The organism is Affinundibacterium macrobrachii (assembly GCF_014652415.1).
Classification (GTDB): Bacteria; Pseudomonadota; Gammaproteobacteria; order Burkholderiales; family Burkholderiaceae_D; genus Undibacterium; species Undibacterium macrobrachii.
In genome coordinates, this window is sequence record NZ_BMYT01000001.1 from 1,123,029 (window position 1) to 1,144,038 (window position 21,010).

Genomic DNA, 21,010 nt, shown 5'->3' on the forward strand with positions numbered 1-21,010 from the left:
GCTGCACTTATCATGCAGGCTACTTTGTATGAGGCTATATGACACTCACCTACATCATCTCTGGATTCGCAGTTGGCACCTTGGTCGGATTGACCGGTGTCGGCGGTGGCTCATTGATGACGCCACTGCTCACACTCTTGTTCGGTGTGTCGCCTGCAGTAGCGGTAGGAACGGATTTGGCATTTGCTTCAATTACCAAAGCGACTGGCACCCTAACACATCGTCTGCGTGGTTCAGTCGAATGGCATGTGGTTCGCTTGCTCTGCATCGGCGCCTTGCCTGCAGCACTTGTAGCAACATTAGCATTAAAATATTTTGGTGGTTTAAGCCAGGAGTTAGGACAAATCATTCGTTATTCGATCGCGGTATCGGTATTGTTAACCGTGATTGCCATTTTGTATCGTAGTAAATTAATCGCATGGATCAATGCCCATCCAGAACGCCAGCTTGAAGGTAAAAAACTCGCGAGTGCGACGATTATTGCTGGTGCGATTTTAGGAATTTTAGTCACTATTTCCTCGATCGGCGCGGGTGCGATTGGTGCCACAATTTTGGTTTTGCTTTATCCCAAAATGCCAGCAGCACACGTTGCAGGCACCGATATCGCTTATGCAGTACCACTCACCGCGATTGCGGCAATTGGTCATTGGTGGTTAGGATCAATCAACTGGGAATTGCTAGGTTCATTATTGCTTGGTTCCGTACCCGGAATCACACTTGGATCACTGGCAGCCAAAGCGGTACCCGAAAAATTTTTGCGCGGAATTTTAGCGACAACACTCACTTTAGTGGCCTGTAAATTAGTTTTGTAATTGGCGACGTTATTAATGCTAAAACCAATCACAAAATTAATCAGAAAATCAGTTTCACTAAACAAGTTATTTATCCCATCAGCACGTTGATAATGTCGACGCCACTTTTTGGTAAGACGTTTTGAATAGGAAGTTTGAAGATGTATCGTTATGACCAACATGATCATTTAATCGTTCAAGAGCGCGTTGCGCAATTTCGCGATCAAGTAAGCCGTCGCATCGCCAATGAACTGACGGAAGATGAATTTCGTATTTTGCGTTTGCAAAACGGTTTGTACATGCAGCGTCATGCGTATATGTTGCGGGTTGCCGTACCATATGGTCTGCTGTCTTCAACACAGTTACGAAAGTTCGCTTTTATTGCGCGTAAATACGATCGCGGTTATGGTCACTTCACGACACGCCAAAACATCCAATACAACTGGATCAACTTAGAGGACACGCCCGACATCTTGGCCGAGTTAGCCAGTGTGGAAATGCACGCAATTCAAACTTCCGGTAATTGCATGCGCAATATCACGTCAGACGAATTTGCTGGCGTGGCTGCAGATGAAATTATTGATCCACGTCCGTATGCAGAAATCTTGCGTCAATGGACCACGTTTCACCCTGAATTTGCTTATTTACCACGCAAATTCAAAATCGCCATCAACGGTGCCAAGGAAGATCGTGCAGCGATTGCCGTTCACGATATCGGTTTAACCGTTGTTCACAATGATGCTGGCGAAGTTGGCTTTAAAGTGATGGTCGGTGGTGGCATGGGACGTACGCCTATTTTGGGCAGTGTGATTCGAGAGTTCTTGCCGTGGCAACACGTGATGACTTATTTAGAAGCGATTTTGCGTATCTATAACCAATTCGGTCGTCGCGACAATATTTACAAAGCGCGTATCAAGATTTTGGTAAAAGCAATCGGCGCTGAAGAATTTGCTCGTCAGGTAGAAGAAGAATGGCAAGACATTAAAGATGGTCCAGGTACATTAACTGAAGCAGAATTAAAGCGTGTGGCGGCATACTTCACTGCACCTGCTTATGCCAACATACCCGCAACTGATGAAAATTTTGTGCAATTACAACAAGAAAATAAGGCATTTTCGAATTGGGTGAAGCGGAATGTAAAACCGCATAAACAAGCAGGTTACAATGCCGTTTTGCTATCACTGAAGAAACCTGGCGTACCACCAGGTGATGCCAGTGCGGATCAGATGGATTTTGTTGCCGACTTAGCAGATCGCTATAGTTTTAGCGAAATCCGCGTCACCCATGAACAAAATTTGGTATTAGCCGATGTCGAACAAAGTCGCTTATTTGATTTATGGAAAGAAGCCAAAGCACATGGTTTAGCAACACCGAATATTGGTTTATTGACCGATATGATTTGCTGCCCAGGTGGTGATTTCTGTTCATTGGCGAACGCCAAATCAATTCCGATCGCGCTCGATATTACTGACCGTTTCAACGATCTGGATTATCTGCACGACATCGGTGAGTTGGAATTAAATATGTCTGGTTGTATCAATGCCTGCGGCCATCACCATGTCGGCAATATCGGTATTTTGGGTGTCGATAAGGATGGAAGTGAGTGGTACCAAGTGTCTATCGGCGGCGCGCAAGGCAATCAAGCAGCGATAGGCAAGATTATCGGTCCTTCATTTTCAGCCGGACAAATGCCAGAAGTGATCGACCGTATCGTACAAGTATATCTGCGCGAACGTGCCGAAGGAGAACGCTTCATCGATACCGCACAACGCTTGGGCATTGCACCATTCAAAGAATATGTTTATGCAACACCAATAAAAACGATCGAGCATCACGGAGAAGATGCCGGCTCTGCAGTAGTGTACTAGGGGGAGAAATACATGACGAAAATTATTAAAGATCGCGCGGTAGTGGAAGACAATTGGGAAATCTTGCAATTGTCTGAAGACGATACCGCCGACGCAATCGAAGTACCCGAAGGAAAAGTGATTGTGCCACTCAAAGTGTGGCAATTTCAACGTGACAAATTAATCCAACGCGCCAAAGAACGTCAAGATATCGCTGTCTGGTTTAGCAGTAATGAGCAAGCCAAAGAATTACAGCAAGACTTGCATTTATTTAACTTGTTAGCTGTCGATTTTCCTAAATTTGCTGATGGCCGTGGCTACTCTATTGCTTACAACTTACGCACACGCTTCAACTATACGGGTGAGCTACGTGCGATCGGCGACGTGCTACGCGACCAACTGTTTTATATGCAACGCGTAGGTTTCAACGCCTTTGCAGTTCGCGCTGACAAAAACATTCATGACGCTATCAAAGGTTTGACCGACTTTAGTGAAAAATACCAAAGTTCGGTTGATGAAAAAAATCCCTTATTCCGTCGTGCGGCAAGAACAGGTAGTTAAAGCCATGAACGAAACAAGCGAATACGAAATCCGATTAGCCAACACCGTCGCGATCTTAGAGAAAATTGCGAGTGAATTTACGCCCGCAGTGTTCGCCTCTAGCCTCGCGGCAGAAGACATGGTGCTAACGGATTTAATTTTGCGTCGCCAACTTAATATTGGTATTTTTTCTTTGGAAACTGGTCGTCTGCACAAAGAAACCTTGGCAATGCTAGACAAAATTCGCGCTACCTATGCTGTCGACATTCAATTGTTTAAACCGAATCTCGCAGCGGTTGAAGATTACGTCAGGCAGCATGGCATCAACGCTTTTTACGATAGCGTAGACATGCGTAAAGAATGCTGCAGAATTCGTAAGGTAGAGCCACTCAATCGTGCGCTCAAAGGTAAAAAAGCGTGGATCACAGGCCAAAGACGTGCACAGTCTGCGACACGTACCGAATTGGCCGTGCAAGAAGACGATGTCGCGCATGCAATGCAAAAATTCAACCCTTTGGCAGATTGGTCAGAAGATGATGTTTGGCACTATATCCGCAGCAACAACGTGCCTTACAATGCCTTACATGACAAAGGTTACCCTTCGATAGGCTGCGAGCCTTGCACCCGCGCCATCCAACCCGGTGAAGACATACGCGCAGGGCGCTGGTGGTGGGAAAATCCCGAGTCCAAAGAATGTGGCTTGCATGTGGTGGATGGAAAATTAGTCCGCATTAAAGCAATTTGAACGAAATTATTTGAAAACCGAATACTTAATTAAAAGGCTTAGCATGAACACCGTAGTAGAAAATCACTTCATTGATGCCGCGAGTAATCGCCATCTCGATTGGCTGGAATCCGAAGCCATCCACATCATGCGTGAAGTGGCTGCTGAATGTACTAACCCTGCCCTGCTATTTTCAGGCGGTAAAGATTCTGTGGTGTTATTGCGTATCGCTGAAAAGGCATTTCGTCCGGGCAAATTCCCTTTCCCTTTAGTACACGTCGATACCGGTCACAACTTTCCAGAAGTGATCACTTTCCGTGACAAACGCGTGGCGGAACTGGGCGAACGTCTGATTGTCGGTTCGGTTGAAGATTCAATCAAGCGTGGCACGGTACGCTTGCGTAATCCACAAACTGATTCACGCAATGCAGCACAAGCTGTAACCTTGTTAGAGACGATTGCGGAACATCAATTTGATGCTTGCATAGGCGGTGCGCGTCGCGACGAAGAAAAAGCGCGAGCCAAGGAACGTATCTTTTCCTTCCGCGATGAATTCGGACAATGGAATCCCAAAGCACAACGTCCTGAATTATGGGACTTGTATAACACCCGCGTTCACCCTGGTGAAAACATGCGTGTGTTCCCGATTTCTAACTGGACAGAACTCGATGTTTGGCAATACATCGCGCGTGAAAAGTTGGAATTACCGCCTATCTATTTCGCACATGAACGTGAAGTCATTCCGCGCAATGGCTTACTAGTTCCGGTAACAGATTTAACGCCACCACGTGCTGGCGAAACCGTAGAGAAACAAATTGTGCGCTTCCGCACCGTTGGTGATATTTCTTGTACTTGCCCGGTCTCTTCCGAAGCCGCGACTGTTGAAGCGATTATCGAAGAAACCGCAGTCACCCAAATCACTGAACGCGGCGCCACACGCATGGATGATCAAACCTCTGAATCCTCCATGGAAAAACGTAAAAAAGAAGGATATTTCTAATGAGCACCCAGCTACAACAATCCGCCACGGCCAACGACCTCACACGTGAACGCGGCCTATTACGCTTCATCACGGCTGGCTCCGTGGACGATGGAAAAAGTACGCTGATTGGTCGTTTGCTATTCGACAGTAAAGGCATCTTTGCGGACCAATTAAATGCGATTTCCAAAGCCAAGCATAAGCGTACCGTTGGTGACACCATTGATTTGTCATTGCTAACTGATGGCTTAGAAGCCGAGCGTGAACAAGGCATTACCATCGACGTCGCTTACCGTTATTTCGCCACGCCAAAACGTAAATTCATCATCGCCGACACACCGGGTCATGAGCAATACACACGCAATATGGTGACTGGTGCATCGACTGCCGATGCGGTGATTATTTTGATCGACGTCTCCAAAGTAAAATTCGGTGAAGATGGCAGCGTGGAATTGCTCACACAAACCAAGCGTCATTCCACCATCGCCCATTTGCTGCAAATCGAACACGTGATCGTGGCTGTCAACAAAATGGATTTGGTCAATTACGATCAAACGGTGTACGACCGTATCGTCGCTGCTTACCAAAGCTTCGCAGCCCAATTAGGTTTACGCGACGTGCATCCAATTCCGCTGTCCGCACTGGCTGGCGATAACGTGGTCACCAATAGCGACAATCTGGCGTGGTACCAAGGCCCGACTTTAATCGAGTTATTGGAATCTTTAAACGTGTATGACGACTGCCACGACGAGCCTTTCCGTTTTCCTGTGCAATTAGTCGCACGTCACAATGGTCACGAAGCGAATGATTTCCGTGGCTACATGGGACGCATAGAAGCGGGCAAAATCAGTGTTGGTGACAGTATCGTGGTCCAGCCTTCGGGCCAAAGCGCGACCGTCAAAGATATCCAAACTTTAGACGGCTCATTACAAACTGCAGTAGTTGGACAGTCCGTCACCATTTTGCTCAATGAGTACGTTGATATCTCACGTGGCGACATGTTGGCGGCGGCAGATCGTCCGGCGACCGTACTAAAATCTGTGAGCGCCGATGTATGTTGGTTGTCTGAAGAAGCCTTGGACTCGCGTCGCAAATATTGGTTGAAACATACGACACGTCAAGTCGCGGCACGTGTTGCGTCGATCGACACTTTATTGGATATCAATACCCAAGAACGCCGCCCAACTGATACACTTAAATTGAACGACATCGCTCGCGTCAATATCAATGTACAGCAAGCCTTAGCAGCCGATGCTTACGACATCACTCGTGCTACTGGCGCATTTATTTTGATCGACGAAGTCACCCATCAAACTGTCGCAGCGGGAATGATACGTCTTGGCTAATCTATCTGAATCAACTTCGCCCTCGATCCAACAGGAAACAGGCATCGTCTATTTAGTCGGTGCTGGTCCAGGAGCAGTTGATTTGATTACGGTGCGTGGTGCCAAACTGTTAGCGCAAGCGAATATTGTTTTACACGACGCATTGGTCACGCCAGAAATGCTGGAACTATGCCCACAAGCGATCAAAGTATCGGTAGGCAAACGTAGCGGACAACGCTCTGCTGCACAAGAACACATCAATCAACAATTGATCGAAGCAGCGCAACAACACGCCATCGTAGTGCGTCTAAAAGGTGGCGACCCGATGTTGTTTGGTCGTGCAGATGAAGAAATGACAGCGTTGGAACACGCTGGAATACGTTTCGAAATTGTACCCGGCATCACTACCGCAATGGCAGCCGCAGCCAGTGTACAACTTCCATTAACCAAACGCGGCGTAGCGCGCAGTGTCGCGCTTTTTACCTCCAGTACCGCACCCGGTGAGGCTGCGGAAACACGCATTCCAGATTGCGACACCTTAGTTCAATACATGGGTGGCAAAGAAGCGATACTCACTGCGCAACGCATGTTAGCGAAAGGTTTTTCACCTGATCTACCGATTGTGATCGTGCAAAGTTGCAGCCGTCCAGAAGAGCAGCACCTGCATCTGAAACTATGTGATTTAGCAAACGGCTTGCCTGCCTGTGATGGCCCTGTACTGGTAATGATGGGCGAAGCGATGCGTCAGCGCAACTAAGTTTGCGTACTTAAGTTTGTGAAACTAAGTTTGCGTAGCTGAATACGATTGATTATCTAAAATCAATAGCCTCATTCAATTCTTGATGAGATATACGCTTCAAGTTTCAAACATTTTGTTAAATCCATGTGAATACATGATTTCGCAAAAAACTTGCGCTAGAATAAGTTTCATTCTCGCAATGGCTCGTAAAATTGCCGTTCTGAAACTTTCGACTCTCAACAGTCATTAGGCGTCACATGGAATATTTTGAATGGAATGATAGCTTGAGTGTTCACGACAGCATGATCGATGAGGATCACAAAACCCTCATTGGTATGGTCAATGAATTGCATGACGCAGCTGACCTCGGTCAAGACTACATAACACTCTCGAACATTTTACAAAGGCTTGCCACCTATACGCAGGAGCATTTTCAGAGAGAAGAAGATCTCATGAAGTCCATCGCCTATCCTCGATTCAAGGCGCATAAAGAACAACATAGAAAACTATTGGAGCGCGTCACTGACTTACAGAACGAGTTAAATCGGGCGCGTGAACTAGTTGCAATCGAAACTGCAGAGCTCTTACGTTTCTGGCTTACTTCACATATTTTACTCAGTGACAAACACTTGGCAGATACCTTACACGGTACTTTAGTGATGTCGAAGACTGAGCAATTGCCGACTACGGATTAACCGCAACCGCGCGCAAGCAATAATCACGTATAGCTTGTAAAACGCCCGCATCCTCACCAGCAGCCGCCACTTGCTGAATCTGTAGAGTCGGATATTGCTGGCGTATCTCTTCCACCATCAAAGGTAAGTCACGTAATAAATGCCCACCCTGCCCTAAAAAAATCGGCGTAATCGTAATCGACTCATAGGACAGATCAACCAAATTTTTTACCACTTCTGGTAATTGCGGTTGCATCAATTCCAAGAACGCCAATTCAACTTTGAGTTCTGGTTCACTCTCTTGAGTTAATTTTTGCAGTCGTAAAAATGGCTCGGCCCAGCTCGCTGCACGTGCGCCATGTGCAAATAAAATTAATGCTTGTTTCTTCATAAAAACCTTAAAAATTGAGCTTTACGTAACTTCATGAAGTTAAGGACTTGAATGATTAATGTCGTTCAACATAACGCAAACCTGCGTAGGCAAGCAGAGAAAAAATTAGACTTGGAAAGAGCGCCGTCATCAAAGCCGGCCAAGTATTAATTTGTCCTAAATACGCAAACAAACTATTCACCAAATAGAACACCATTCCCAACATAATTCCACTAAAAATGCGCAAACTGATTCCGCCGTCACGCGCATGCAGATAGGCGAATGGCAGTGCTAAAGCCATCATCACAAGAATCGAAATTGGGTAGGTAAGCTTTTTCCAAAATGCGATTTTATAGCGTTCTGTCGATTGCTTGTTTTCAGTCAAATGCCTGGTGTAGGAAGCCAACTCAAACGCCGACATACGATCTACTTCCGTAAACAATACAGACAAAATATCTGGTGTGATTTCCGAATTTAATTCCTTAGTCGCTAATTTATGTGTGTCTGACTCAATCATGGTCTGCGTCGCTAAATTTTGCGGGAAGCTCGTCTCCACCACATCACTTAACTCCCAAGTATGCGATCGCACATAGACGGCTTGTTTCGCATTGATCTCGCGCAGCAATTGAAAATTGGTATCGAACTCGTAGATCTTCACACCAAGTAGTACGCGCTCAGGTGACACTTCACGCACATTCAAAAAACGCGTACCAATCACGGCAGCATTGCTATCATTACTGCGAATTAAGTCTTTCGTCCACAAGCCACTACGAAATCCTTGCGTGAGCGGTGCGGATGCTGCTTGCATACTAATTTGCTTAGAAAGCTTGGTCGACATCGGCGCGACGACTTCACCTAAAAAGTAAGTAAACAAAATAAATACGATAGCGATTTTCCCTAGCATTTTTGCCGCGGTCCAAGACGACATACTTGCCGCGCGCATAATCGTAAATTCAGAATTACTCGCAAATTGTGCCAACACGTAGATCGTGCCAATCAATACCGCAATCGGTAAAAAATCATAGGCATTGCCAGGAATATTCAACAAAACAGTGAAAATCGCGTGCTTTAACAAATAGCCATTCTTATTAACCGATCCCAACTCTTTCATCAAATCAAAGAAAGACGTGAGGACCAATAAGGCAAAAAGCACAAAAAACACCGAGCGAATGATTTCACTACCAAAATAGCGTTGTAGTACTTTCATTAGTTACCCACCATCTGATCGTGATCGACACATTGCTGTTTGGTTTTACGATAAATTTGGCACTTAATACGTCCCCAAACACTCATTGGATGGCAGCTGCTATTCACTTTTAGACGCCACATGAAAAAGAAGGTAATTAGAACTGCCACCACAAGATGCATAGGCCACGATGCTTGCCAAAAACTCATACGTCCCTGCACCACGGATAATTGCAGCATATTCAAAATATTTAAATTCACCGCAACCAAAATTAACGCAACGATCATATTCGCGGATCGGCCAACCCGTGGATTGACATAACCTAAGGGGATCGCCAATAACATCAATAACAATCCCATAAATGGTAATGAAACCCGCCACAACAATTCACCATCTCGCACGGGACTAGGCTCTTCAATCAGCGTTTTTGAGGGCAAGGCTTTTGCTGATTTATTATTCGCCTCAACACTGCTTTGGGTTGACAAAAGAACGGCATATTTTTCAAATTGCATCATTTGAAAATCGCCTTCAGTCGGCAAACCATCGTAACGCCGCCCTTGGCTCATGACTAAGAATCGATCACCATGCTCATCGATTTCGACTCTGCCCTCTTTCGCCACAATCACGCTAGAACGGCCATCGTTAATCATGCTTGTGAATATATTTTGTACCTTGCTTAAATCACCTGATACTTCTTCCACAAATGAAACACGACCACCGCCACGCGATTCTTGAAATTTACCTGGCGCAACTTTCGCAATATCTTCGCGTTTTTCGTAACGATTACGCACCTCTTGCATTTGCTCATTCGCCCATGGTGACACTAATAAGCTGAGCGTAGCAGCCACCAAAGTTAAGGGAATGGCGATACTCAAAATCGGGCGAATCCAACGCGTCAAACTCAAACCTGATGCGAACCAAACTACCATTTCTGAATCTTGGTAGGCACGGGTGACCACCAGCAAAACCGAAATGAAACCGGTGAGTATCAATAAAATGGGGAAGTAATCGAGCGAGTAAAAGCCAATTAAAATCAATACATCACTAGAGGCAATTTTGCCGCCCGCAGCGTCACGCAGAATACGAATCAGCATAAAGGTGACGGTGATGGTAAATAGTGTCGTAAACACAGCGCTGGCAGCACTAAATAATTCTCGTCTGAGCGCACGTTGAAAAATCATAATCGAGTAGATCTTATTAGTAGTTATGGAGACTAAGCAAGGGGGTTATAATAGTCGTTTTACGTATTTAAGCGAAATTCAAAAAAATAACGCTGATCGACAATAAGGAGCAAGACGTGGACTTTAGCATAAAAACACTAGCAGCCAAAAGCACAGCAGCAGACAATGCCAGCACCATCAAGACCGCTTGTATCGTCGTTGGCGTGTTCGAAAATAAAAAATTATCAACAGCTGCAACGCAACTCAACAAAAAAGGCGTCATCGACGCCGCATTGAAATCAGGCGATATTTCTGGGAAATCTGGTTCTACGCTAATGCTGCGCAATCTGGCTGATGTCAGCGCTGAGCGCGTCTTATTGGTTGGTCTAGGTGACGATCCCAACAAAGTATCTGAAAAAGCTTACATCGCAGCTGTACAAAACGCAGCGCGTGGCTTGAATAATCTTGGTGGCACTGACGTTAGCTTAATGTTGCCTGCAGTCGATGGACGCGATTTAACTTGGGCGATTCGTCAAACTGTGATTGCATTCAGAGAAGCGATTTTCCGTACCGACGCACACAAGAGCAAAAAAGACACGGTCGCCGCCAATGTCAAAAAAGTCGCGATCTATGTAGCAGCAAACGAAGCGCCTGTAGCAAAAGTCGCTCTAGCGCAAAGTATCGCTTTGGTGAATGGTATGGAATTGACCAAAGAATTAGGCAATATGCCTGCCAACTTCTGCACACCTACCCACTTGGCGAACACCGCGAAAAAAATCGCTGCTGATTTCAACATGGGTGTGGAAGTATTAGAGCGTAAGCAAATCCAAGCCTTAAAGATGAATAGCTTCTTGTCGGTGTCAGCTGGCACCGATGAACCACCAAAGTTCATTGTCTTGAAGCACATGGGCGGCAAAGCTAAAGACGCGCCGGTGGTATTGGTTGGTAAAGGCATTACGTTTGACTCCGGTGGTATTTCTTTGAAACCAGGCGCAGGCATGGATGAAATGAAATACGACATGGGCGGCGCAGGTTCTGTACTCGGCACCATGCGTGCGATTGGCGAAATGAAATTGAAATTGAATGTGATCGCCGTCATTCCAACTTGTGAAAACATGCCATCTGGCAGCGCGACTCGTCCTGGTGATATCGTCACTTCGATGTCCGGCCAAACGATCGAGATCTTAAATACCGATGCAGAAGGTCGTTTAATTTTGTGTGATGCATTAACTTATGTTGAGCGCTTCAAACCAGCAGCGGTCATTGACGTTGCAACTTTAACTGGTGCCATCATTACTTCACTTGGTCATCACACGACTGGTTTATTCACACGTCATGATGATACGCATGACAAGTTGGCTGAAGAACTTCTGAGCGCTGGTAAGCAAGCCAACGACGTTGCATGGCGTTTGCCAATTGGCGAGCTGTATAACGAGCAATTAAAATCCAATTTTGCTGATATCGCGAATATTGGTGGTCCAGCAGCAGGTTCAATCACAGCAGCTTGTTTCCTCGAGCGTTTCACTAAGAAATACACTTGGGTACATTTAGATATCGCTGGCGTTTCTTGGAAATCTGGCGCAGCAAAAGGTTCGACAGGTCGCCCAGTGCCTATGCTGGCGACCTTCTTGATGAATCGCGCAGGCTAAACTTCAGTATCTAATTACAAGACGCGCTCCATGCCCGCATCGAGCGCGTTTTTTCTTGTTCGCGCATCTATCGCCATCATCTGAGATTACTTATGAAACTAGTCACCTGGAATGTTAATTCTTTAAAAGTCCGCCTACCACAAGTGTTGCAATGGCTGGAAATGAATCCTGTTGATGTCTTGTGCATACAAGAAACCAAATTAACCGATGATAAGTTCCCTCAAGCGGAGATTGAAGCTGCTGGATATCAGGTCGTCTTCACCGGCCAAAAAACATATAACGGGGTTGCGATCATTTCCCGTCACCCAATTGAAGCCGTACAAAAAAATAATCCGCTATTCGAAGACGAGCAACAACGCATCATCGCTGCGACCATCGCAGGCATGCGGATTATCTGTGCCTACGTACCAAATGGACAAGCATTAGACTCGGAAAAATACCCTTACAAACTTAGTTGGTTGGCGGCCTTACGCGATTGGGTCAAGGCGGAATTAGAACAACATCCACAACTTGCGCTGCTAGGTGATTACAACATCGCACCAGATGACCGCGATGTGCATGATCCTGCTGCGTGGGAGGGCATGAATCTCGTATCCCCTGCCGAACGTGCTGCGTTTCAAGCGCTGCTCGATCTCGGCTTAAGTGATAGCTTCCGCCAGTTTGAACAACCTGAAAAAACTTTTAGCTGGTGGGACTATCGCCAACTTGGATTCCGTCTAAATAAAGGCGTGCGGATTGATCATGTATTACTATCAAAACCGCTCGCAGATCGCTGTACTTCTTGCGTCGTTGATCGAGTACCGCGAAAATGGGAACAACCATCCGATCATGCTCCCGTCATTGCAACTTTGGATTAACTTAGGCTAGCAAAAATTTAAGCTAGCGACCAATGCCTCAAAAGCCGATTAGAAAAACTAGTCGGCTTTTTTATTGATCTGTCACAAAATCATGAAGATTTGGCGTGTATATTCTTTTAGAAGCAATAAAAACGGCGATGTGATCGCTTTTCATGAAACTATGTAACAAGTAAATCAAAATAGAACTATTTTTTCATTCCTAGCCAATACGATACTCATGTCAAATCCAGATAATTTTCAAGGTCTAAGCGAACAAGAAGCGCAAGCACAATTTTTGATTGATGGCCCAAATGAACTGGCAACGGCAAAGGCGCAGAATGTTTGGCAAATCGCTTGGCATGTCATCTCAGAGCCAATGATTCTCTTGTTAATCGCATGTGGATCGATTTATCTCATTTTGGGTGACTGGCATGATGCAGTCGTTCTTTCTGGCTTTGTGATGGGCATGGTCATAATTAGTTTTTACCAAGAGCGTAAAACCGAACGTGCGCTTGAAGCCTTGCGTGATTTGTCCGATCCACGTGCAATCGTGATTCGCGCAGGACAACGTATCAGCATTCCGAGTAAGCAAGTCGTGACCGGTGATTATCTTGTGTTATCAGAAGGCGATCGTGTCGCAGCCGATGGGATTTTAATCTCTTCTCTCAATTTAACTGTCGATGAATCCTTACTCACTGGTGAATCCTTGGCTGTGACCAAAGTGACTTTCAACGAGTTGGCAACTGATCAAAGGCATGAGATGCATGATCGTGTTACTCAACTCCCTTCGTCAGAAGTACAACAGCATCATGACAAGTCTTTTCAACAGATCACTATGGGTGCCGCTGGCGGTGACAATACGCCGCTTGTGTTTTCAGGCAGTCTCGTCGTACAAGGTCAAGGTATTGCAATTGTACGAAGCACAGGGACGAACACAGCCATAGGCAAAATTGGCAACGCCTTAGCGGAAATTCAAGAAGAACCAACCCGCGTGCAAAAAGAGACTAAACACGTAGTCAAATACGTCGCACTGGCTAGCTTGAGCTTAGCTATTTTATTAGCGGTCTGGTATGGCTGGAGTCGCACAGATTGGACCCGTGGCATCTTGGTTGGATTAACGTTTGCAATGGCGATGATTCCCGAAGAGTTGCCCGTCGTACTGACAATTTTCTTGGGTATTGGTGCATGGCGGATTGGTCAAAAGAATGTATTAACACGCCGTATCCCAGCCATCGAAACACTAGGATCAGCCAATGTCTTATGTGTCGATAAAACCGGGACCTTAACGCAAAACAAAATGGCCTTGGCACAACTTGTAAAAGGTGAGCATCAATTCGATTGCGCTCATCAGAAAACTTTGCCAGAAGATTTACATGAGGTATTGGAATTCGCTGTACTGGCAAGTCAAAGCCAAGGTAGTGAACCAATGGACCAAGCCCTACAGCAAACTGGACAGGAATTACTCGGCGATAGCGAACATCTACACAAGAATTGGCAGCTACTACAAGAATATCCGCTGACCAAACAATTGCTTGCAATATCGCGCGCTTGGAAAAACACCGATCAAAATACAGATCAAAACACAGATCGCATCGTCATTGCCAGCAAAGGCGCACCCGAAGCAATCGCTGAGCTTTGCCATTTGAGTGTCGATGAATCCGCCTCGCTGATGCGACAAGTCAATACGATGGCGGAGCAAGGTTTACGCGTTCTTGCGGTGGCAAAAGCAGAGTTAACGTCAATATCCAATGGCACGGATTTACCTAGCCATCATCATGATTTCAACTTTCAATTACTAGGCTTGGTTGCCTTCGCCGACCCTATTCGCAATGGCGTTCCCGCCGCAATTCAAGAATGTCGCGATGCTGGCATACGTGTCATGATGATCACCGGAGATTATCCAGCTACGGCATTAAACATTGCCAATCAATGCGGTATCGATACGAGTGCTGGTGCCTTATCTGGCACACAAATGCAAGCCATGTCGGATGTAGAGCTACAGCAGCAACTACAGCATGTGCATGTGTTTTGTCGCGTCATGCCAGAACAAAAATTACGCATCGTTAGACTGCTCAAACAAAGCAATGCGGTGGTCGCTATGACAGGCGATGGCGTGAATGATGCTCCTGCTCTAAAAGCCGCGCATATCGGGATTGCGATGGGCAAACGAGGAACCGATGTAGCGCGTGAATCGGCTGATCTCGTTTTGCTTGATGATATGTTTTCATCGATCGTTGCGGCGGTGCGTTTAGGCCGACGCATCTTTGACAACTTACAAAAAACACTGAGCTTTATCATTGCTGCACATGTACCTATCGTCGCGCTATCATTTTTACCAGTGATGTTTGGCTGGCCCGTTTTACTGATGCCAGTTCATATATTGATCCTGGAATTAATTATCGACCCAAGTTGTTCATTGGTATTCGAAGCCGAGCAAGAAGAACAAAACATCATGCAACGCCTACCGCGATCTATGCATTCAAGCATTTTCCAAGCCAAAGTTTTATGGCGTGGTTTTTGGCAAGGTAGCATTATTTTTCTAATGGTCTTAGCAATCTACTGGTTCACGATTCAACATGGCATCGCCAACGATGAAGCACGCGCCATCACGTTCACCGCGATCGTTGTTGGCAATCTCGGATTTATCTTCCTCAATCGTTCGCTGAGTGGCAATTTACAACAGGCACTGAAGGCATCGAATCCGATATATTGGTGGGTCAATGGTGGAACGCTGATTGCCATGATTTTGATCCTAAGCATCGCCAATCTTCGACAGCTATTTTATTTTGGCAATCCAGATGCATTGCACTTATTATTCAGTGCAATGTTTGCTGCCTGCGTAGTGTGCGCAATCGCGATCATGCAAAGTGCCTTTCTAAAAACAAGAAATGTCAGCACGAAAGCCCCAAAAATTGCCATTTAAGATATGAAATATTTTTAAGAAATCTTATCTTTAAATACAACAGTTTAAATAAAATTTCCAAGAGGCAAGCTTATCTGCTACATTGTGATTTGACGAAATGCATAATCAAGCACAGAATTTGGATGAATCACTTAGCTGCAAATAAGTGCGGATCGCTCAGTGACAGGCGCTGAGCCAATCAATGCAAGATGAGGTGCGTTTTTCTCAATGTGGAGCGACACTGTGTCATGAATAAACCCGAAGCCCTAGCTTTACTGGTGGAACAAGCGCGTCAAGGAGAATTAATTTTTTCTGCGAGCGTTGCCACCTCCCTCAAAGTACAAGAAGCAATTGACGTTGCAGATTGCAGCCTTGATACAGCAACCAAAATTATTTTGAACGAACCGCTACTCGCTGCAAAAGTCGTTGCAGTAGCGAACAGTGCGGCCTACTCACGCGGATCTGAAGTAAGCAATGTACGTTCGGCAATCGCACGTTTAGGCTTTAACACCTTGCGTGGCCTAGTCGCTTCTGTGGTCATGCGACAAATTGCTGGAGCCAGCAGAAATCCCGTGATTCGCGCAAAAATCAATCAGTTGTGGGAACACTCCGCACAGGTCGCGGCACTGTCTCAAGTGATTGCCAGACGCGTCACAAAACTAAATCCAGATACAGCCATGTTCGCGGGTATCGTGCACGAAGTTGGTGGTTTCTACCTACTCTCACGCGCTGAAGAATTTCCCTGCTTATTAGAACCAGATGATTTATCCGGTGCCAACGACGATGAAAATTTCGATGAATTTAGCGAAGCCGCAACAAAAGAAGAATCGCAAGACGCCATCATCGGCCGCGCTGTCTTAAAAAACCTGAACCTGCCAGCCGAGGTAAATGAAGCGGTAGAAGCGATGTGGTACGGACTACATGCAATGCCACCAGAAACCTTGGGAGACACCTTACTGCTCGCTAACGATCTAGCAAAAACTGTCTCTCCACTAGATACCAGAACAGACTCCGAAACCAACCGCTGCGAATCAGAAATCGACTTTGTCGTAGGTGAAGGTAGTTTGCTTAGTATTCTTGAAGAGTCGGAAGATGAAGTAATTACTTTGTCTGCGGCATTGATTATTTGAGACGACAAAAATCTTTATAAACTCTTCATTTTGTAGAAAAGGGGTCTCGACTATGATGTCGCAACCCCTTTTTTAATTGAGATAAAAAAACTAATCTAAATCAATTATGCTTGCAAAGCATTTTTGATCTGTTGCAAAGATAAGGGATCTTCTATCGTCGTCAAATCTCCCGCATCTCTTCCTTCACACACGGCTTGAATCGAGCGTCGTAGTAACTTACCCGAACGCGTCTTGGGCAACATCGCCACAAAATATACGCGCGAGGGACGGGCTACCGCGCCTAGCTGTTTATCGACGACCGCCATCACTTCAGCTTCCAAAGCTTTTGCTAACTCACGTGTTGCCGCACGATCTGGATTTTTGATAATTGCAAACGCAACTGCGGCTTGCCCTTTCAATTTATCTTCGATACCGACTACCGCCACTTCCGAAATTTGTGGATGACTAGAAATGCTTTCTTCAATTTCACGCGTACCTAAACGGTGACCAGCCACATTAATCACATCATCGGTACGTCCCAAGATAAAGAAGTAGCCGTCTGCATCGCGTATGCCCCAATCAAAAGTGGAATACAACTGCTCATGCGCAAAGTTAGTCCAATACGTTTGCACAAAGCGTTGATCATCGCCATACACAGTCTGCATACAACCCGGTGGCAAAGGCCCTTTAATCGCCACCACACCTTTTTCATTCGGACCACAAACCGCACCCGTAGCTTCATTGATGATGGTCACGTTGTAGCCATACATGGCGATACCTGGACTACCGAGGCGCGTATCTTTGTGTTCGACACCACGCGCCACCGACAAGATAGGCCAACCCGTTTCGGTTTGCCAGTAGTTATCAATAATCGGCGCACCTAATTCTGTCGCGATCCAATTCGACGTCGTTTCATCGAGTGGTTCACCCGCCAAGTACAAAGCCTTGAGGGAAGAAATATCGTACTTCTTCATCAGCTCCACTGGATGCTTCTTCAATACCCGCACTGCCGTCGGTGCTGAGAACATGCGTGTGACTTTGTATTTCTCAACAATACTCCACCATACACCCGCATCAGGACGAATCGGCGTGCCCTCGTACATGATGGTCGCCATACCTGCAATCAAAGGGCCGTACACGATGTAAGAATGGCCGACCACCCAACCAATATCAGACGTTGCGAAATAGGTTTCACCCGCATTGCCGCAGAAGATATTTTTCATCGATGAGGCTAATGCCACCGCATAGCCACCGACATCACGCTGCACGCCTTTGGGTTTGCCTGTGGTACCCGAGGTGTAGAGCACGTAGGACATTTCATTCGATTCGAGCCACGTCACTGGCACTTGCGCGTTCATGTGTTGTTCACGTAATGCCGCATAATCAACATCCCGACCATCAACCAAGTTCATCGCATCCAGACCACGATTGACTAACAGTACTTTCGCGGGTTTGTGCTCAGCCAATTGAATTGCTTCATCGAGCAAAGGTTTGTAAGGAACGGCCTTACCGCCACGCATCCCGGCGTCGGCAGACACCACCAATACGGGTTTGGCATCGTCGATACGTGTTGCCAAACTCTTAGAGGCGAAGCCACCGAACACCACGGAATGCACAGCACCGATGCGTGCACATGCCAACATGGCAAATGCTGCTTCGGCAATCATGGGCATATAGATTAAAACTCTATCGCCCTTCTTGACTCCGAGATCCAACATCATCGCTGCCATGCGCTGCACTTCGACATGCAGTTCAGCGAAACTGTAGGTTTTCTCGGAATTGGTTTCAGTCGAAATGGCGATCAATGCCGCCTTATCCGACTGTGTCTCCAACCAACGATCAATCGCGTTATAACAAAGATTCGTCTCGCCACCGACAAACCATTTGGCAAAAGGTGGTTTGCTGTGATCGAGTACTTGAGTATAGGGTTTGTGCCAACTGATGAGTTGGGCTTGTTGATCCCAGAAGCTAACAGGGTCTTGAATTGAGGCTTGATAAAAATCTTGGTAGTTCATGGTGTCTCCAGTTTTTATAGCGTTTTGGTTTGAATTCTGTTTGGCGTTTCTTTTGATTGTTATTTGTTTTGCTTAATCGCCTTTTGTACTACATCAAGTTTGTGCTTTGATTCTTATATGGCTCATTCAACTTTCACTGTCTAACTGCGTTCTCTGGCCGGGTGTGGCCCGGCGGCCACTCACTTTTCTTGCTTCGCCAAGAAAAGTGAGCAAAAGAAGGCGACGCAGGTATCGCTGCCCTTCGGGTACCCAATTGCGCAGTGCAAAAATGGGGAGAGTCAGAAACTCGCTACGCTCAAACATCTGCCTCTCTTTTTCCCATTTCTGCCCAGCACAATTGGCAGCGCTACATGCGGGAACATCAAAACCTACAATCACAACGGTCATTGGTGACGCAAAAAAACTTTTGAGGCTGATTGTTTGGGGGTTGCTTTTGACCTTCATCCACTTCTGACACTGCCAATTGTGCAAGACAGAAAATGGATAAAGAAAGCTTCGTTGTTTGAGCGCAGCGAGTTTCGAAGCTTTCCCATTTTTTGTCTTGCATAATTGGGAACCCGAAGGGCAGTGGCAGCGTGGTCGCCTTTTTTGGGTTACCTTTTTTGGCGAAGCAAAAAAGGTAACTGGCTGTCGGGCCACCCCCGACCTACAGACCTCAATTCAAAACAGCAAACTCAAAAACAATCCCCAGGCACCCGCACAAACCCTTCCATCAAAACCCGAGCACTACGACTCATGCTCGCCTTCTTCACCACCCATTCACCATCGACCAACTGCGCCTCAGCACCCACACGCAACGTGCCAGAAGGATGACCAAACCGCACAGCAGAACGCGCACCACCACCGGAGGCTAAATTCACTAAAGTGCCAGGGATGGCTGCCGCTGTGCCAATCGCCACTGCCGCTGTTCCCATCATCGCGTGATGCAATTTACCCATCGACAATGCGCGCACGCATAAATCGATTTCACTGGCTTTCACTTGTTTTCCACTCGAGGACACATAATCCAAAGGTTTGGATACAAATGCGACTTTCGGAGTGTGCTGACGCTTCGCCGCTTCGTCGATGTGCTTGATCAAACCCATACGTACTGCGCCATAGGCTCGTATCGTTTCGAATTTGGCTAGGGCTGCGGTATCGCTATTGATCGCATCTTGCAGTTCAGTGCCGGTGTAGCCAATTTCTTCCGCATTCACAAAAATGGTTGGAATACCCGCATTGATCATGGTCGCTTTTAAAGTGCCGATGCCTGGTACTTCTAAATCATCGACTAGATTCCCGGTTGGGAACATCGAACCACCAGCGCCCTCTTCTTCGGCCGCTGGATCCATAAATTCGAGTTGAACTTCAGCGGCAGGAAAGGTGACGCCGTCGAGTTCGAAGTCGCCTGTTTCTTGCACTTCACCGTTAGTCATCGGCACATGGGCAATGATCGTCTTAGCGATGTTCGCCTGCCAGATGCGCACCACGGCGATACCGTTTTGCGGCACATTGTCGACCAAGCCCATGCTGATCGCGCATGAACCCACTGCAGCGGAAAGATTGCCGCAATTGCCGCTCCAATCGACGAAAGCTTTATCAATAGCGACTTGACCAAATAAATAGTCAACATCGTGATCTGGTTTAGTACTCTTCGCCAGCAATACTGTTTTCGAAGTGCTTGAAGTCGCACCACCCATGCCGTCGATTTGCTTACCATAAGGATCGGGACTACCGATCACGCGTAACAACAAGGCATCGCGTGCCGCACCGGCCTGTTGGGCTGCGGCTGGCAAATCTTGCACGCGGAAAAATACACCTTTACTAGTGCCACCACGCATGTAGACGGCGGGGATTTTGATTTGGGCTGGGTGGGACATGGTTTTCCTTACTCTCTCAATTTCTTGTACGGTTCAGCTACACGGCTGAGTGTGTTAGTCGTCACTCCTGCGAAGGCAGGAGCCCAGCGTCTTTCGTCGACTGATCAAGCTCACTCATCAACGTCACTGGATTCCTGCGTGCGCAGGAATGACAGTCGTTATTTACTCAAGCTTCGTAGGGCGGGTGCAACCCGCGCTGCTCTTTCCATCACCTTTGTTACTCAAAGTTCTGGCGGCGCGGGTTGCACCCGCCCTAGGTTTCTCTTACTCCTCCTTCCCCTTCAAGGGGAAGGTCGGGATGGGGA

18 protein-coding genes are annotated in these 21,010 nt (G+C 46.6%); 12 read left to right on the top strand and 6 right to left on the bottom strand.

The features are described from left to right. Nucleotides 1-38 precede the first annotated feature (38 nt). From IE103_RS05030 to IE103_RS05065, 8 genes are all read left to right on the top strand, one after another. Nucleotides 39-812: a sulfite exporter TauE/SafE family protein gene (locus IE103_RS05030; RefSeq protein ID WP_189344856.1), complete on the top strand. Its 774-nt coding sequence runs from the start codon at nucleotides 39-41 to the stop codon at nucleotides 810-812. A 140-nt stretch (nucleotides 813-952) separates the two neighbouring features. Beyond that, the gene (locus IE103_RS05035; RefSeq protein WP_189344857.1) at nucleotides 953-2,659 is read left to right on the top strand and encodes a nitrite/sulfite reductase; all 1,707 of its coding nucleotides are present in this window, start codon (nucleotides 953-955) and stop codon (nucleotides 2,657-2,659) included. Between the two features lie 12 nt (nucleotides 2,660-2,671). Further along, on the top strand, nucleotides 2,672-3,199 hold the full coding sequence (locus IE103_RS05040) for a DUF934 domain-containing protein (RefSeq protein WP_189344858.1): 528 nt from the start codon (nucleotides 2,672-2,674) through the stop codon (nucleotides 3,197-3,199). A 4-nt stretch (nucleotides 3,200-3,203) separates the two neighbouring features. Then, a complete protein-coding gene (locus IE103_RS05045) occupies nucleotides 3,204-3,923 on the top strand; it encodes a phosphoadenylyl-sulfate reductase (RefSeq protein WP_189344859.1) in 720 nt (239 codons plus the stop codon). Between the two features lie 43 nt (nucleotides 3,924-3,966). Beyond that, nucleotides 3,967-4,902 carry a sulfate adenylyltransferase subunit CysD gene (gene cysD, locus IE103_RS05050; RefSeq protein ID WP_189344860.1) on the top strand — a complete coding sequence of 312 codons (936 nt, stop codon included), beginning with the start codon at nucleotides 3,967-3,969 and terminating at the stop codon, nucleotides 4,900-4,902. Next, complete coding sequence (locus IE103_RS05055) at nucleotides 4,902-6,227, top strand: sulfate adenylyltransferase subunit 1 (RefSeq protein WP_189344861.1); 1,326 nt, start codon at nucleotides 4,902-4,904, stop codon at nucleotides 6,225-6,227. The genes cysD and IE103_RS05055 overlap by 1 nt, the downstream gene beginning before the upstream one ends. Then, nucleotides 6,220-6,963, top strand: a complete 744-nt coding sequence (gene cobA, locus IE103_RS05060) for a uroporphyrinogen-III C-methyltransferase (protein ID WP_189344862.1) — start codon at nucleotides 6,220-6,222, stop codon at nucleotides 6,961-6,963. The genes IE103_RS05055 and cobA overlap by 8 nt, the downstream gene beginning before the upstream one ends. Before the next feature lie 239 nt (nucleotides 6,964-7,202). Then, nucleotides 7,203-7,640 (top strand): bacteriohemerythrin, encoded by a 438-nt coding sequence (locus IE103_RS05065; protein ID WP_189344863.1) that lies wholly within the window; start codon nucleotides 7,203-7,205, stop codon nucleotides 7,638-7,640. Here IE103_RS05065 and IE103_RS05070 read toward each other — a convergent pair. The 3 genes from IE103_RS05070 to lptF are packed head-to-tail and all read right to left on the bottom strand — an operon-like array spanning nucleotide 7,630 to nucleotide 10,356. Then, on the bottom strand, nucleotides 7,630-8,010 hold the full coding sequence (locus tag IE103_RS05070; protein ID WP_189344864.1) for a sirohydrochlorin chelatase: 381 nt from the start codon (nucleotides 8,008-8,010) through the stop codon (nucleotides 7,630-7,632). The two genes, IE103_RS05065 and IE103_RS05070, sit on opposite strands and share 11 nt — an antisense overlap. A 55-nt stretch (nucleotides 8,011-8,065) precedes the next feature. Then, a complete protein-coding gene (gene lptG / locus IE103_RS05075; protein ID WP_189344865.1) occupies nucleotides 8,066-9,196 on the bottom strand; it encodes an LPS export ABC transporter permease LptG in 1,131 nt (376 codons plus the stop codon). Next, a complete protein-coding gene (gene lptF, locus IE103_RS05080; protein ID WP_189344866.1) occupies nucleotides 9,196-10,356 on the bottom strand; it encodes an LPS export ABC transporter permease LptF in 1,161 nt (386 codons plus the stop codon). The genes lptG and lptF overlap by 1 nt, the downstream gene beginning before the upstream one ends. 116 nt (nucleotides 10,357-10,472) lie before the next feature. On the opposite strand from lptF, the gene IE103_RS05085 reads away from it, so the two are divergent. The 4 genes from IE103_RS05085 (at nucleotide 10,473) to IE103_RS05100 (ending at nucleotide 16,852) form a co-directional block, all read left to right on the top strand. Next, nucleotides 10,473-11,984, top strand: coding sequence for a leucyl aminopeptidase (locus tag IE103_RS05085; protein ID WP_189344867.1), 1,512 nt, complete (start codon nucleotides 10,473-10,475; stop codon nucleotides 11,982-11,984). Nucleotides 11,985-12,076: 92 nt separating this feature from the next. After that, nucleotides 12,077-12,841, top strand: coding sequence for an exodeoxyribonuclease III (xth, locus tag IE103_RS05090; RefSeq protein ID WP_189344868.1), 765 nt, complete (start codon nucleotides 12,077-12,079; stop codon nucleotides 12,839-12,841). Between the two features lie 217 nt (nucleotides 12,842-13,058). Beyond that, nucleotides 13,059-15,743: a cation-translocating P-type ATPase gene (locus IE103_RS05095; RefSeq protein WP_189344869.1), complete on the top strand. Its 2,685-nt coding sequence runs from the start codon at nucleotides 13,059-13,061 to the stop codon at nucleotides 15,741-15,743. A gap of 227 nt (nucleotides 15,744-15,970) precedes the next feature. After that, entirely contained in the window at nucleotides 15,971-16,852 is an 882-nt protein-coding gene (locus IE103_RS05100; protein ID WP_189344870.1) for an HDOD domain-containing protein, read from the top strand. Between the two features lie 104 nt (nucleotides 16,853-16,956). Here the strand turns inward: IE103_RS05100 and IE103_RS05105 are convergent, their stop codons facing one another. The 3 genes from IE103_RS05105 to prpF all read right to left on the bottom strand — a co-directional run bounded on the left by IE103_RS05105 (nucleotide 16,957) and on the right by prpF (nucleotide 20,705). Beyond that, nucleotides 16,957-18,903, bottom strand: coding sequence for a propionate--CoA ligase (locus tag IE103_RS05105; RefSeq protein ID WP_268248946.1), 1,947 nt, complete (start codon nucleotides 18,901-18,903; stop codon nucleotides 16,957-16,959). A 69-nt stretch (nucleotides 18,904-18,972) separates the two neighbouring features. Then, nucleotides 18,973-19,290 (bottom strand): hypothetical protein, encoded by a 318-nt coding sequence (locus tag IE103_RS05110; RefSeq protein WP_189344872.1) that lies wholly within the window; start codon nucleotides 19,288-19,290, stop codon nucleotides 18,973-18,975. 230 nt (nucleotides 19,291-19,520) lie between these two features. Then, entirely contained in the window at nucleotides 19,521-20,705 is a 1,185-nt protein-coding gene (gene prpF / locus IE103_RS05115) for a 2-methylaconitate cis-trans isomerase PrpF (RefSeq protein WP_189344873.1), read from the bottom strand. Nucleotides 20,706-21,010 lie beyond the last annotated feature (305 nt).